The following is a 13,273-nucleotide window of genomic DNA, read 5'->3' as shown; positions in this document are numbered from 1 at the left end:
GTACATGGAATATAGACAGGAATGAGAAGCAGTGCGAAAGCGCTGTTTTTTTCTTTACAAAATTAAGTAACCTACACACATTGAAAAAAATAAAAATATAGGTTACAATAATAATGGGTGATGAACTATGGAGATACAACAAACTTATAGAATGTTAAAATATCAAGAAGCACTTTATAAAAAGGAGTTGGATATTAAGAAAAAAGAATTACAAGAAATTTCTACGGAAAAGCAAAATATTACAATAAAGAAAATTCATGGCGAATTATATTATTATGCACAACAACGTAAAGATGGAAAGGTCAAAAGCAGATATCTGTCTCCAGTTATTCCGGGAAAGATAGCAGATATAGAAAATATTCAGTTAAGAATTGAGCATTTGTCAAATGAGATACAAGACTTAGAATGGGATATTATGACTGCAAGTAAGATGATAGCGTGCTATGAGAAGAGGACTAAAAAAGAAAATTTCATGGATGAATTTACTTTTGAAGTATACTGGAAAGATGAAATTACGGCCAGAGTATATGTGAAAAAGAAAAATGTTATTGTATCACGCTTTTCAGACAATCCAGGGCGACAACTATTTGCAGAGAAGAAGATGACTCGTTATCAGTTAGGCAAGATCTTAGAATTAAGATGCTTTGAAAAAGGCAGGCCTGATATTGATGAAATCTTAAAACATCTGGGACTTAAAGAGTATAATCCATATGAAATAGTACGAAAGACACATGGTGTCAGTCATAATGATTTTATATGGTTTCGCTTTCCGGGAGAAAATATCACAAGCAAAGATGTATTGGTAAGGTGAAGATATGTTTAGTGAAAATATAGGAAATGATTATATTGTTATTCAAGAAGGAACAAGTGAAGGAACCCAGGTTAAGTATAAAAAAGACGGCTATTGGTATAAAAAAGATAATAGAGGAAATGAAGGACGTGCTGAATATCTTGTTTCAAAGTTTATGCAGTTTACTACACTTCAAGAAAATGAATTTATAAGTTATGAAGAAGGAACAATTAATGGAAAATCAGGATGTAGGAGTAAAAATTTTTTAGATGAAGAGGAAGAATTAGTCACGTTTTATAAGCTATATTATAATGAAGTTGGAAAAGATCTTTCGAAAGTCATAGCTAACATGAATACAATGGAAGAAAGAATAGAATATGTTATCCGGTTTATTGATCAAAGCTGTGGATTAAACATCCATGCTTATTTGAGTAAAGTGTTGACATTGGATATGATTTGCTTAAATGAGGACAGGCATTTAAATAATCTGGCTTTGATTATGTGTGGAAATGATTTTTATCCGGCACCAATTTTTGATAACGGAGTATCTTTGTTGACAGCAAACCAAAGTGTAAATTGGAATTTTTCTATAGAAGAAAATGTAAAAAGAGTTATAGCACGTCCATTTTGTGGCTCTCATGAAAAGATGGTTAAATATTTGGGAAGTGGTTTTTCGGTTGATGTTAAGTCTGCATTATCATGGTTAGAAACAGAACCTGATTCCATAGAACGAAATGTATTAAGATATCAGATTAATAGATATAACAACTAACTTGATCTATTTTAACATCACTTGACCATATTTAACGAATATAGATAAAAAACAGATTGCACTCTATTTCTGCTTGACAAATCATACTTCTACGAGCTAATATATGACACATAAAGTTTATTATTTTAATTTCTAGGAGGAGATTATTATGAAGATGTGGAAAAAAGCAGCAAGTGTTATGCTTGCATCAGCTATGGTATTTTCATTAGCAGCATGTGGAAGTTCGGGAGATAGTGGAAAGAGTGGAGGATCATCCAACTCTGATACATTTAAAATTGGTGGTATCGGACCTACAACAGGAGATGCAGCAATCTACGGAACAGCTGTAAAGAATGGTATTCAGCTTGCAGTAGATGAGATCAACGCAGCAGGCGGAATTAACGGAAAGCAGATTGAATACAAGTTTGAAGATGATCAGGCTGATTCAGAGAAATCTGTGAACGCTTACAATACTCTGAAAGACTGGGGAATGCAGGCACTGATCGGAACAACAACTTCTACACCTTGTACAGCAGTTGTTGAGGAGACTCATTCAGATAACATGTTCCAGCTGACACCATCTGCTACAGCAGTAGACAGTATCCAGTATGACAATGCATTCCGTATGTGTTTCTCAGATCCTAACCAGGGTAGCGCATCAGCAGATTACATTGCAGAGAACAAGCTTGCAACAAAAGTAGCAATCATTTATAACAGCTCTGACACATATTCATCAGGAATTTATCAGACATTTGCGACAGAGGCAAAGGCAAAAGGACTTGATGTTGTAGCAGCAGAAGCATTTACAGCAGATAACAAGACAGACTTCTCTGTACAGATCCAGAAAGCAAAAGATGCAGGTGCTGAACTTGTATTCCTTCCAATTTACTATCAGGAAGCTTCTCTGATTCTTGCTCAGGCAAACAAAGCAGGATTTACACCGAAGTGGTTCGGATGTGACGGTATGGACGGTATCCTTGATCTTGATGGATTTGACGCAAGTCTTGCAGAAGACTTAATGTTCCTTACACCATTTACAGCAAATGCTACAGACGAAGCAACACAGAAATTCGTTGCTGATTACAAAGAAGCATTCGGAGACACACCAATTCAGTTCGCAGCAGATGCTTATGACTGTGTATACGTAATCAAAGCAGCAGCTGAGAAAGAAGACGTTACACCGGATAAGAGCGTATCAGATATCTGTGACGCACTTAAAAAAGGTATGACAGAGATCACATATGATGGACTTACAGGAAAGAGCATCACATGGTCAGAGGATGGAGAGCCTACAAAAGATCCTACAGTAGTTGTTGTTAAGAGTGGAGAGTATCAGGTACTTCAGGCAGAAGATGCTGCTGAATAATTGATATATCAGATTCGTTTAGAAAAATAAATACAGAGAGTAGCAACGCTCTTTGTAGATACATTAAAAGAATAGGAGAAATCCCCCCGACAGACATCGTTTCTGCCGGGGGACTTCTTTTTGGAGCAGTGTTAGTCATTTGATTTACAAGATGTTTTTCCGTTGGTGTGGCCATAGTTTCAAGCTTGTGAATTTTCTATAGCATGCTGTTCTATCTTTGTGCTATTATTTATATTATACTTTTTATAAATGTAAGATATGGTGTGTTTCTGAAGAATTCGGAAGAAGCTTAAGAAAGGAAAAAATCATGAATACAGTAAAAGTAAGAAATATTGAAATTGGCGCTGGAATCCCGAAAATCTGTGTGCCTATTGTTGGCGTAACAAGAGAAGAGATTCTTGTAGCAGCCAAGAATATCAAGTCAACAAAGGCTGATGTTGTTGAGTGGCGTGTTGACTGGTATGAAGATATCTTTGATTTTGCAAAGACAGAGGCGACAATGCAGGCACTTCGTGAGGTGATTGGGGAGATGCCGATCCTTTTCACATTCCGCACATCCAAAGAAGGTGGAGAAAAAGCAATCGAGACAGGGGCTTATGTTGAACTGAATCAGAATGCAGCAAAGACAGGACTTATTGACCTTGTAGACGTAGAGGCATTTACAGGAGATGAGGCTGTGAAGGCTGTTGTTGAGACAGCACATGCAAATGGTGTAAAAGTGATCGCTTCGAACCATGACTTCCACAAGACTCCGGCAAAAGAGGAAATCGTATCCCGTTTAAGAAAAATGCAGGATCTTGGAGCAGATATTCCGAAGATCGCTGTGATGCCACAGAATAAGAAAGATGTTCTTACACTTCTTGCAGCGACAGAAGAGATGGCAAGCGAGTATGCAGATCGTCCGATCATTACAATGTCTATGTCAGGAACAGGTGTGATCAGCCGTCTCTGTGGAGAAGTCTTTGGTTCTGCACTGACATTTGGAGCAGTTGGGAAAGTATCTGCACCGGGACAGATGGGGATTGAAGATCTGACAACAGTACTTGGATTACTTCATAAAAGCCTGTTTTAATAAAAAAACAGAGCGGATTCTGTTTTTTGTATTGATACAAGAAAATAATTATGTTATAATCAATTCAATTTAAAAGGTTAAAGTAGTACCTTACAAAAATATAAAAAGGATGAGAGGGACGGATATGAGCTTTATTTCATATTTAGTAAATGGACTAAGTCTTGGCAGTGTCTATGCGTTGATCGCGCTTGGATACACAATGGTATATGGAATCGCCAAGATGTTGAACTTTGCACATGGTGATGTGATCATGATCGGTGCATATGTAGCTTTGATCACGATGAAGCAGGCAGGACTTCCTACCTGGGTGGCAATCCTGATTTCAATCATTGCCTGTACAGTACTTGGTGTTCTGATGGAGCGTGTGGCTTACAAACCACTTCGTAATGCAGCATCTTCACTTGCTGTACTGATCACAGCAATCGGTGTCAGCTATCTGCTTCAGAATGTAGCACTTCTGATCTTCGGTGCGAATGCACAGACTTTCCCATCTGTAATTAAGTGGAGTGGACTTTCACTTGCAGATGGTAAGCTGAATATTTCAGGAGAGACAATTGTTACGATCGTAGTTTGTGTCGTTATTATGATCGCATTGATCACATTTGTTCATAAGACAAAACCAGGACAGGCGATGCGTGCAGTATCAGAGGATAGAGGCGCAGCGCAATTAATGGGTATCAATGTAAACGCAACAATTGCTCTTACATTTGCAATTGGTTCCGGATTGGCAGCAGTAGCCGGTGTGCTTTTGTGTTCTACTTACCCGAGCCTGACACCATATACCGGTGCGATGCCTGGTATCAAAGCGTTCGTTGCAGCTGTATTTGGAGGAATCGGTTCTATTCCGGGTGCATTTATCGGAGGAATTCTTTTGGGAATCATCGAGATACTCAGTAAGGCATACATTTCTTCCCAGCTTGCAGATGCGATCGTGTTCGCAGTTCTGATTGTTGTGTTGCTTGTGAAGCCTACAGGACTTCTGGGCAAGAAGATTCAGGAGAAAGTGTAGGTGGATGGAATTATGTTGAAGAATATGAATAAAACAAAGAAAAGTAATCTCATCACTTATGCGATCGTGATTGTAGCTTTCGTAGTGATGCAGACTTTGAGTAGTACAGGAAGTATTTCCAGTCTTCTGACAGGACTTCTTGTTCCGCTTTGTACATATATTATCCTGGCTGTTTCTCTGAACCTTGTAGTAGGTATTCTCGGAGAACTTAGCCTTGGACATGCCGGATTTATGTGTGTGGGAGCATTTTCCAGCGCATTTTTCTCAAAATGTATGAGAGATGTGATCGAGAATTCGATTGTAAGATTTTTGCTTGCTTTGCTGATCGGTGTTGTAGTGGCTGCAATCTTCGGTGTTATCATCGGAATCCCGGTACTTCGTCTGAAAGGTGATTACCTTGCAATCGTTACACTTGCATTTGGTGAGATTATCAAAAACCTTGTAAATGTTCTTTATATTGGAAAGGATTCCAAAGGATTTCATTTCGCGACAAAGGACGTTATGGCACTTGACATGGATCCGGACGGAACAGTTATCCTGAACGGTCCTCAGGGAATCACAGGAACTCCGAAGGATTCAACATTCCTGATCGGATTTATCCTGATCATGGTGACATTATTTATCGTACTCAACCTGATCAATTCCAGAGACGGACGTGCGATCATGGCGATCCGTGATAATGTAATCGCAGCTGAGTCTATCGGAATCAATGTTACAAAATATAAACTGATGGCATTTACAATTTCAGCGGCTATGGCCGGTGCAGCAGGTGTTCTGTATGCACACAACCTGTCAACACTGACAGCAAATACAAACAACTTTGGATACAATATGTCCATCACGATTCTTGTCTTTGTAGTACTTGGTGGAATCGGAAATATCCGTGGATCTATTATTGCAGCAGTTATCCTGACACTCCTTCCGGAGCTTCTCCGTGGACTGTCTGATTACCGTATGTTGATTTATGCGATCGTTCTGATCATCATGATGCTCTTTAACTGGGCACCAAAGGCAATCGAGTGGAGAGAGAAGTATCTTCATTTTGGAAAGAAAAAGGAGGCTTAAGTAAGAATGAGTACATTATTAGATGTAAAAAATCTTGGAATTTCTTTCGGAGGTCTCCGTGCGGTAAATGACTTTGACCTCAAGATACAGAAAGAAGAACTTTACGGATTGATTGGACCGAATGGTGCCGGTAAGACAACCGTATTCAACCTTCTGACAGGAGTATATAAACCGGATTCCGGAAAGGTTCTTTTGGACGGAAAGGATCTTACAGGAAAGAAAAATATTGAGATCAGTAAGGCCGGAATTGCAAGAACATTCCAGAACATCCGTCTTTTCAAAGAACTGACTGTTCTTGATAATGTTAAAGTAGGACTTCATAACCATCATCATTACTCTACAATCGAAGGAATCTTAAGACTTCCGAATTATCGTAAGGTAGAAAAAGAGATGAATGAAAAGGCGATGGAGCTTCTGAAGGTATTCGATCTTGAGAAGTTTGCGTCATATAAGGCTGCAAACCTTCCTTACGGACAGCAGAGAAAACTGGAGATCGCCAGAGCACTTGCGACGGATCCAAAGCTTCTTCTTCTGGATGAGCCGGCAGCAGGAATGAACCCGAACGAGACAGGAGAACTGATGGATATGATCCGTTTCGTAAGAGATGAGTTCCATATGACGATCCTTCTGATCGAACATGATATGAAACTGGTAAGTGGTATCTGCGAGGAGCTGACAGTACTCAACTTCGGTGAAGTACTTGCACAGGGCAAGACAACAGATGTACTGAATGATCCTCAGGTAATCAAGGCATATCTGGGAGAATAGGGGGAAGATAACAATGGCAATGCTTGAAGTCAAAGACTTAGAAGTATATTATGGAATGATCCAGGCAATCAAAGGCATTTCCTTTGAGGTAAATCAGGGAGAGGTTATTGCACTGATCGGCGCAAACGGAGCCGGAAAGACAACAACACTTCATACAATTACAGGACTTCTTTCTCCAAAGAAAGGTTCTGTTATGTTTGAAGGAACTGATATCACAAAGATCCCGGCGCATAAGATCGTGTCTATGGGAATGGCTCACGTTCCGGAAGGACGAAGAGTTTTCGCTGAACTGAGTGTTTATGAAAACCTGAAAATGGGCGCCTATACAAGAAAAGATAAAAATGAGATCGAAGAGAGTCTTGCAAATGTTTATAAGAGATTCCCACGTCTGGAAGAGAGAAGAAATCAGATGGCCGGAACACTCAGTGGTGGAGAGCAGCAGATGCTTGCCATGGGACGTGCACTGATGTCTAAACCGAAGATCATTCTGATGGATGAGCCTTCTATGGGACTTTCTCCAATCTTTGTAAATGAGATTTTTGATATTATCCAGGCAGTAAGTGAGAGTGGAACAACAGTACTTCTTGTAGAACAGAATGCAAAGAAAGCTCTTTCTATCGCGGATCGCGCCTATGTTCTTGAGACTGGTAAGATCACAATGTCAGGAAATGCAAAAGACCTGCTGGAAGATGAAGCAGTTAAGAAAGCGTATTTAGGAGAATAGGAGGCGATTCAGGTGAGCAGCAATATTGTAATTACAATGGCGAGACAGTATGGAAGCGGTGGTAAGACAATCGGAGCTATGCTTGCAAAAGAGCTTGGAATCAACTGTTATAGCAGAGAAATCCTGCGTATGGCATCCGAGGAAAGCGGAATTAACGAGAGACTCTTCGGTATGAGTGATGAGAAGATGAAGGGAGCCGGCTGGTTCAAGATCCTCAGTCGTCCATACGACGGAGAACTTCTTCCGCCGGAAGATAAAGACTTCGTTTCAGAAGAAAATATCTTTAACTATCAGGCAAAGATCATCAAAGATCTGGCTGAGAAAGAATCCTGTGTAATCGTTGGAAGATGTGCAGATTATGTTCTGAAAGACAATCCAAATGTTGTCAGTGTGTTTGTTCATGCAGATGAGAAATTCTGTCTTGATCGTGCGATGGAGCGTAACAGTATGACAGAAAAAGAAATGAAAAAATACATCGAGAAGACGGATAAATTTCGCGGTGATTTCTATCGTTACCATACAGGACACGAGTGGGCAGATGCAAGAAATTATGATTTGTGCCTGAACAGTGGAAAGCTTGGATTCCAGAAATGCGTGGAAGAGATTAAAGCATATATCAAGATCAGATTTGATCTGTAAATGAAAGAGAAAGCAGACAAAAGAAACAAGTCTGCAGGAAGAAAGAGATACGGTTGCGTATCTCTTTCTTGCTATCTGAAACGTGCTGCATGCAGGCGACATCGTTTCATCTATCTGAAAAGCGCTGCATACAAGGCGGTATCGTTCCATCTATCTGAAAAGCGCTATATACCGGGTGACATCGTTCTACAAAATGTGAACTGATATCATGCTATACTGTGACAGAAATAAAATAAGTGTAACTGTTCAGAGCCAACCTCCAAAATGCTACGCATTTCGTCGGTGTGGCGTATCCGCCAAATAAAATTTCAAAAACAGTTTTAAAAATGCAAGCATTTTATACCTGGTTTTGAAATTTTGCTTGGCTCTGAACAGTTACAAATAAGTTATTCAAATTACAGTTAGAAAAGAGGTAAAGTTGATGTCAGGAAAAAAAGAAAAGAAGCATTTTATAGTAGGAATTATAATGGTTGCAATTATCGTCGCAGCAACAGCAACAATGATCTATTGTTACATAAACCGTTTTGATCCGCAGGAATATGTACAGGCATTTTTAGATGTATCTTATAAGCAGAAAACAGAATCCTATATAAAACAGACCGGCATTTCCGAGAAAGAAGCAAAACAGGTTTTCGAAGATAATCTTGCTTATACAATGGAAAAATTTCCGGAGCATGTAATGACAGATGAGATGACAGAAGAATATAGAGAACTGTTTGCAGATCTTGCAAAGAAGACATCTTATACTGTAGGAGAAGCAACCAGGGAAGAAAATGGAACTTATCAGGTTGTTCTTACAGTGAAACCAATCACATTGCTGAAGGATACTTATGCTGAATTTCAGGAGAAGGCGCAGGAATACGCCACAAAAGTTTCAAATGATGTGATGAACGGACAGGCTATGCCAGAAGAAACACAGATGCAGACAGAAATTTATCAGATCTATTATGAGGTTTTAAGACAGGCGGAAGAGAAAGGGCTGAAGTACGGAAAACCAAATAAAATTGTTCTTCATGTAGAAAAAGATAAAGAGGGAAAATATGGAATCAGAAAAGCAGACCTGCAAAATCTGGATCACCTGCTGATTGAATCTGTCGGAGAAGAACAGGAGAAAGAAAATAGTTAAACAAGAGGAAAAAAGCGAAAAGAGTGGAAGAATTGGAAAGAAAAACAGAAGAGAAAATGATTCAAAAGAAAGAATTAAGAAGAAAAATAAAAGAAAAACTTTCTTTTATAACAGAAAAATACAGAAAAGAAGCAGACAGAAAGATTACAGAAAGTGTTTTGGAACTGAATGAATACAAGAGCGCAGACTGTGTGTTCTGTTATGTGAGCACAGAGAAAGAAATAGATACATTTTCTATATTGCAAGATATTCTTCAATCAGGAAAGCATCTTGGAGTGCCAAAGTGTACGGGAAAAGGAATTATGAACGTATACGAGATCCGCTCATTACAAGAGCTGTATCCGGGTGCATATGGAATCCTTGAACCAAAAGAAGACCCGGAAAGATTGATTCAGCCGGAAGCAATTGATTTTGCTTTCATTCCATGTATCAGCTGCGATAGAAGCGGAAGACGCCTTGGTCACGGAGGTGGATATTACGACAGATATCTGGAAAAGACGCATTGCGTGAAAGCAGCACTTTGCAGGGAGAAACTGCTTGTAGACGAAATTCCGGTGGAGGAACATGATCTGCGGATGGATTTTGTGATTTCTGAAAAAGGTTGTTATAAGATGTAAATAGTAAGGGCAGATTTAACTCGTATGAGTCAGATCTGCCCTTGAAAATTATTTAATCGTTTTCATTTCTGTAATTGGCCAGTAACGAAAGACTGCTTTCCCAAGAATCTTATCTTTGGATACATATGGATTAATCCAGTAGCGGGAATCTTTCGAATCATTTCTATTATCTCCCATCACAAAATAGCATCCTTCCGGTACGGTATAAGGACCATAATTTCCGACCATGTATTCTTTCGTCTCTACATCTTCGAGTGGTTCAGAAGAGCCATCAATGTAGATGTGACCGTCACGGATCTCCACGGTTTCACCAGGCAGTCCGATGATACGCTTGATAAAAAGCTGGCTTTCATCATCAGGATACTTAAAAATGATTACATCATAACGCTCAGGATCCTTAGTTAAATAAGAAAGCCGGTTACCAACCACACGATCTCCGGTCATGATGGTGTTTTCCATTGAACCGGAAGGGATTTGTGCATTGACGATTAGAAAATTATCAACAAATAAAGCAATAGCAACAGCCGCTAAAATGGCGATCAGCCATTGGAAAAGTTCTTTCACAGCAGAGTCCTTCTCCTTTGCGGCAGGTTCTTTCGATGTAGATAACATATAAACTCCCCATTTCTGATATTCTTGTTCTTATTCTGAAAGATATCTTGTCTGTGTTAATCAGTATCATAACCGATGCAAAAACGAATCACAATAGAACAGTTACAATCATAACATATCTGGGAGAATGTGGCAAATGTGGGGAAATGAAAATTCTATAAAATCAGATTGCTCTTATGTCAAATGATGACAAAGATAAATGTGTTCAAAACTTCATAAAAGAAGTATAAACAATTCTAAAATAAGCGGTAAATGCACTGACAAAAAGAAAATCATCTGATAAAATACAGCCATGTCAGAAAAGAATAATATGGCATAGGTATATATAGCAGAAATGCAGATCCTTTACTTATGATAGGAGACCTGAATAGGAGGTAGAACAGTATGACAATAGAACAATATTATAGATGGATCAATACAAAAGCAGGGAAGAAGATCAAAGATTTTATGAATCGTCTGATCCCGGGACTGATGCCAGAACCAGTACCGGTCAGAGTGCCGGTTAGACAAGAAGATAGATATAATAGAAGATGATGAAATAAAAAGCTTTCGGTTCAAATGAAAAAATCCGAAAGCTTTTTATATTACTACTTCATGTTACTGGTGTAGTAAGTTTGAAGAGACTTCTTAATAACCGGATGTTAGTACAGCGTTTTCAAAATAACTGCCTCATACACTTGCCTGCGAATCCGATTGCTCAGTTGAAAAAGCCTCGACGTAGCCCGCTACGCCTACGTTTTTTCAGCTGAACACTCGAATCCGCATTCTGCGTGAATGAGACAGTTATTTGTGAAACGCTGTACTAGTTACAGAAGCAAGCCGACAGGAAATGTAGCTGAGCGAAGTGACTTGACTGAGTAAATCGAAATGGAAATATGTCTGATAGTGTGATATGATTTGAATGGCAAGAATAAAGACACATGGGAATTTGCTCATAAATATTGCGGTAAAGTCTGGTATGTCTGTGGAATGGTTATGTTGCCAATAACAGTAATATTCATGCTTTTAGTAATTGGAAAAAGTGAAGATTGTGTTGGGAGTATGGGAGGAATTATTTGTGGTGTTCAACTTATTCCTTTAATTGGGTCTATTCTCCCAACAGAAATAGCATTAAAAAAGAATTTTGATAAGAATGGAACAAGACGATAAAGTTTGCAGAATCAAGAAAATCGGTATTTAACGCTTGAAAAAAGGAGAAATAAACATGGCAAAGAAAGAAGAAAGATTTGAAGTTACATTCAAAGACGGAAGTTGGCTTAAAGATGAAGGAATTCGTCAAATCCATGTAGATAAGAAGACTGGGGTTAATTACCTTTGTTGGAACTCCGGATTTGGAGCCAGTATTACACCTCTTCTGGATTCAGAAGGAAAAGTCATAGTTACAAAGTAAAATCGGAATTTGTGGAGAGATTTCTTGAACTTTCCTTATTTTACGGGCTTTCCAGCCCCTTAAATAGTGAAATGATATGTATTTTCCCTTATTTTTGACCTTATGCGGAATCAGCAAGGGAAATAAGGGAATTTTTTATTTAGTCGTTGCCTGCCACTTTATCAAGAAGTCTGGCGGAGTTCCGCTTTGCCTTTCTTGTAGAGTGGGCGTAGACATTCATTGTGGTACTGACATCAGAGTGCCCTAACAGTTCCTGCACATCTTTTGGGGCAGCTCCGTTTGAGAGGAGGTTGCTTGTGTAGGTGTGTCGCAACTGGTGGAAATGGAAATTCTCAAATCCGTCCAGCCTTTTTGCAACTGATCGGCAGGCAATGCTGAGTGTGCTTGGCAGTTCCAGACATCCGTCCGGTCTCAGGCAGACAAAGGAGATTTCCTTGTAATCTACCGGGATTTCTTCGGTTCCGTCCAGATGATAATATTCATAATACACTCTGTTTTTGTCCTGTGCTTCCTTGTAGAAATTGCGGTGGTAAAGTTCACCATACTGCATCCGGCTTTTAAGCTGTTTTTTTCTGGCGGTTTTCAGTATTTCAGTCAGAGTATCGCCAAAATCAACAATCCTTACTTTCTTTCGCTTGGTCGGTCCGATGATGTTTTTATGTTTTGTGCCATCATAGCGGATACTTCTTTTAATGGTCAGGCATTGTTCTTCAAGATTGATGTCCTGCCATGTCAATCCGCAAACTTCACCGATACGAAGTCCCGCATAGTATGCGATCTGGATTGGCAGGATTGCAGGTGGATTCTTTACTTTGAGGTATTCTATCAGTCTCTCATAATCTTCATGGGAAATAGGCTGTATGCCTTCTTCTACCTCATCATCTGAGAATAAATCCACATCCTCTGCCTGTTTTTTCAGCTTAATATACTGCATAGGATTAAAAGTAATCAACTGTTTTGGAAATACTGCAAACCGGAAAGCCTGTTGTAATACTGCTGAAAAGGAATGGATGTAATCTTTACTGTATCCTTTTCTCACTTTTCCATCTGGAAATTCCCCACCGAATGTAAGCAGATCGAGAAATGCCTGTAAATGTTCAGCAGTAACGGTTTTTAATTTGCGTTCTGCAATCGGATGTTTCTTGATACAACGGATTGCACCAAGATAATTTTCCACTGTACCATTGCTGAGTGTTCCGACTTTCAGTTCTTCTTCCGCCCACATATCAAGAAGTTCTCCTACAGTAAGATTATCTGTCTTTGCGACAAATTTCTTGCTTTCGTAATCATCCATTGCCTGACGGAGCAGTTTTTCCGTTTCACTTTTACTTTCTGTTCCAGCGT

At 39.2% G+C, this 13,273-nt stretch carries 16 protein-coding genes; 14 read left to right on the top strand and 2 right to left on the bottom strand.

Annotated features, from left to right (window positions below; genetic code table 11):
* The first annotated feature begins 127 nt into the window (after window positions 1-127).
* The 11 genes from LI162_RS14460 to LI162_RS14410 all read left to right on the top strand — a co-directional run bounded on the left by LI162_RS14460 (window position 128) and on the right by LI162_RS14410 (window position 9,927).
* Window positions 128-811 (top strand): hypothetical protein, encoded by a 684-nt coding sequence (locus LI162_RS14460; RefSeq protein WP_147325702.1) that lies wholly within the window; start codon window positions 128-130, stop codon window positions 809-811.
* Between the two features lie 4 nt (window positions 812-815).
* Window positions 816-1,562, top strand: coding sequence for a hypothetical protein (locus LI162_RS14455; RefSeq protein WP_055157835.1), 747 nt, complete (start codon window positions 816-818; stop codon window positions 1,560-1,562).
* A 148-nt stretch (window positions 1,563-1,710) separates the two neighbouring features.
* A complete protein-coding gene (locus LI162_RS14450) occupies window positions 1,711-2,907 on the top strand; it encodes an ABC transporter substrate-binding protein (protein ID WP_227156842.1) in 1,197 nt (398 codons plus the stop codon).
* A 307-nt stretch (window positions 2,908-3,214) separates the two neighbouring features.
* Window positions 3,215-3,979: a type I 3-dehydroquinate dehydratase gene (aroD, locus tag LI162_RS14445; protein WP_227156841.1), complete on the top strand. Its 765-nt coding sequence runs from the start codon at window positions 3,215-3,217 to the stop codon at window positions 3,977-3,979.
* 124 nt (window positions 3,980-4,103) lie between these two features.
* Window positions 4,104-4,988, top strand: a complete 885-nt coding sequence (locus LI162_RS14440; protein ID WP_117542385.1) for a branched-chain amino acid ABC transporter permease — start codon at window positions 4,104-4,106, stop codon at window positions 4,986-4,988.
* A gap of 24 nt (window positions 4,989-5,012) precedes the next feature.
* Window positions 5,013-6,053 (top strand): branched-chain amino acid ABC transporter permease, encoded by a 1,041-nt coding sequence (locus LI162_RS14435; protein ID WP_412430996.1) that lies wholly within the window; start codon window positions 5,013-5,015, stop codon window positions 6,051-6,053.
* A 6-nt stretch (window positions 6,054-6,059) separates the two neighbouring features.
* The gene (locus LI162_RS14430) at window positions 6,060-6,821 is read left to right on the top strand and encodes an ABC transporter ATP-binding protein (protein ID WP_020436965.1); all 762 of its coding nucleotides are present in this window, start codon (window positions 6,060-6,062) and stop codon (window positions 6,819-6,821) included.
* A 13-nt stretch (window positions 6,822-6,834) separates the two neighbouring features.
* A complete protein-coding gene (locus LI162_RS14425) occupies window positions 6,835-7,545 on the top strand; it encodes an ABC transporter ATP-binding protein (protein WP_015528709.1) in 711 nt (236 codons plus the stop codon).
* 36 nt (window positions 7,546-7,581) lie between these two features.
* Entirely contained in the window at window positions 7,582-8,184 is a 603-nt protein-coding gene (locus LI162_RS14420; protein WP_054752649.1) for a cytidylate kinase-like family protein, read from the top strand.
* A 421-nt stretch (window positions 8,185-8,605) separates the two neighbouring features.
* Window positions 8,606-9,310 (top strand): hypothetical protein, encoded by a 705-nt coding sequence (locus LI162_RS14415; RefSeq protein WP_020436967.1) that lies wholly within the window; start codon window positions 8,606-8,608, stop codon window positions 9,308-9,310.
* Between the two features lie 23 nt (window positions 9,311-9,333).
* A complete protein-coding gene (locus LI162_RS14410) occupies window positions 9,334-9,927 on the top strand; it encodes a 5-formyltetrahydrofolate cyclo-ligase (protein ID WP_442919964.1) in 594 nt (197 codons plus the stop codon).
* A 48-nt stretch (window positions 9,928-9,975) separates the two neighbouring features.
* Here LI162_RS14410 and lepB read toward each other — a convergent pair whose 3' ends face one another.
* The gene (gene lepB, locus LI162_RS14405; protein ID WP_055173509.1) at window positions 9,976-10,539 is read right to left on the bottom strand and encodes a signal peptidase I; all 564 of its coding nucleotides are present in this window, start codon (window positions 10,537-10,539) and stop codon (window positions 9,976-9,978) included.
* Window positions 10,540-10,923: 384 nt separating this feature from the next.
* Here lepB and LI162_RS14400 point away from each other — a divergent pair, with 384 nt between their 5' ends.
* The 3 genes from LI162_RS14400 (at window position 10,924) to LI162_RS14390 (ending at window position 11,929) form a co-directional block, all read left to right on the top strand.
* Window positions 10,924-11,073: a hypothetical protein gene (locus LI162_RS14400; protein WP_155205133.1), complete on the top strand. Its 150-nt coding sequence runs from the start codon at window positions 10,924-10,926 to the stop codon at window positions 11,071-11,073.
* 363 nt (window positions 11,074-11,436) lie between these two features.
* Complete coding sequence (locus LI162_RS14395; protein ID WP_330582965.1) at window positions 11,437-11,688, top strand: SdpI family protein; 252 nt, start codon at window positions 11,437-11,439, stop codon at window positions 11,686-11,688.
* A gap of 55 nt (window positions 11,689-11,743) precedes the next feature.
* On the top strand, window positions 11,744-11,929 hold the full coding sequence (locus LI162_RS14390) for a DUF6440 family protein (RefSeq protein ID WP_227156839.1): 186 nt from the start codon (window positions 11,744-11,746) through the stop codon (window positions 11,927-11,929).
* A gap of 139 nt (window positions 11,930-12,068) precedes the next feature.
* Here LI162_RS14390 and LI162_RS14385 read toward each other — a convergent pair.
* A partial coding sequence (locus tag LI162_RS14385; RefSeq protein ID WP_226901453.1) for a tyrosine-type recombinase/integrase occupies window positions 12,069-13,273 on the bottom strand: 1,205 nt, incomplete at its 5' end.

Source organism: Mediterraneibacter sp. 210702-DFI.3.120, from assembly GCF_020561005.1.
GTDB classification, from domain to species: Bacteria; Bacillota; Clostridia; order Lachnospirales; family Lachnospiraceae; genus Mediterraneibacter; species Mediterraneibacter faecis.
Note: the sequence above shows the minus strand (reverse complement) of the source record. Positions and strands in the feature narration are given on the sequence as shown.

Excerpts from the sequence above, each read along its gene's own strand:
- LI162_RS14460 (WP_147325702.1), top strand. The coding sequence starts at position 128 with ATGGAGATACAACAAACTTATAGAATGTTAAAATATCAAGAAGCACTT.
- LI162_RS14455 (WP_055157835.1), top strand. The coding sequence starts at position 816 with ATGTTTAGTGAAAATATAGGAAATGATTATATTGTTATTCAAGAAGGA.
- LI162_RS14450 (WP_227156842.1), top strand. The coding sequence starts at position 1,711 with ATGAAGATGTGGAAAAAAGCAGCAAGTGTTATGCTTGCATCAGCTATG.
- aroD (WP_227156841.1), top strand. The coding sequence starts at position 3,215 with ATGAATACAGTAAAAGTAAGAAATATTGAAATTGGCGCTGGAATCCCG.
- LI162_RS14440 (WP_117542385.1), top strand. The coding sequence starts at position 4,104 with ATGAGCTTTATTTCATATTTAGTAAATGGACTAAGTCTTGGCAGTGTC.
- LI162_RS14435 (WP_412430996.1), top strand. The coding sequence starts at position 5,013 with ATGAATAAAACAAAGAAAAGTAATCTCATCACTTATGCGATCGTGATT.
- LI162_RS14430 (WP_020436965.1), top strand. The coding sequence starts at position 6,060 with ATGAGTACATTATTAGATGTAAAAAATCTTGGAATTTCTTTCGGAGGT.
- LI162_RS14425 (WP_015528709.1), top strand. The coding sequence starts at position 6,835 with ATGGCAATGCTTGAAGTCAAAGACTTAGAAGTATATTATGGAATGATC.
- LI162_RS14420 (WP_054752649.1), top strand. The coding sequence starts at position 7,582 with ATGGCGAGACAGTATGGAAGCGGTGGTAAGACAATCGGAGCTATGCTT.
- LI162_RS14415 (WP_020436967.1), top strand. The coding sequence starts at position 8,606 with ATGTCAGGAAAAAAAGAAAAGAAGCATTTTATAGTAGGAATTATAATG.
- lepB (WP_055173509.1), bottom strand. The coding sequence starts at position 10,539 with ATGTTATCTACATCGAAAGAACCTGCCGCAAAGGAGAAGGACTCTGCT.
- LI162_RS14400 (WP_155205133.1), top strand. The coding sequence starts at position 10,924 with ATGACAATAGAACAATATTATAGATGGATCAATACAAAAGCAGGGAAG.
- LI162_RS14390 (WP_227156839.1), top strand. The coding sequence starts at position 11,744 with ATGGCAAAGAAAGAAGAAAGATTTGAAGTTACATTCAAAGACGGAAGT.